The sequence below is a fragment of the Streptomyces sp. TRM70350 genome (assembly GCF_019219825.1).
Classification (GTDB): Bacteria; Actinomycetota; Actinomycetes; order Streptomycetales; family Streptomycetaceae; genus Streptomyces.
In genome coordinates this window covers 1-256 of the sequence record NZ_JAHUXH010000148.1, presented here as the reverse complement: position 1 = coordinate 256, position 256 = coordinate 1, and the positions used below count along the sequence as shown (strand labels likewise).

Below are 256 nucleotides of genomic sequence, written 5' to 3'. Positions count from 1 at the left end.
AGTCCGTCGCGCGAGGACAGCAGCTCCGGATCCGCCAGGGCGGCCAGGAGTTCGTCGCGGTCGGTGCCGACGACGACGGCGGTGTGCTCGAAGCGCGAGCGCGCGGTGGCCAGGCTGAGGCCGATGTCGGCGGGGCGCGCTTCGGGGTGCTCCGTCACGAAGGAGCGCAGCCGCTCGATCTGGGCCCCCAGCGCGCTCTCCGAGCGGGCCGACAACAGCCAGGGCACGGCGGGCAGTTCGGCCGACTCGGTGGGCA

General features: G+C 74.6%; 1 protein-coding gene. It reads right to left on the bottom strand.

The genetic code is table 11. From position 1 onward, the window contains the following. Positions 1-256, bottom strand: a 256-nt coding sequence (locus KWI83_RS37980) for a hypothetical protein (RefSeq protein ID WP_218518915.1), incomplete at both ends; no start/stop codon positions are given.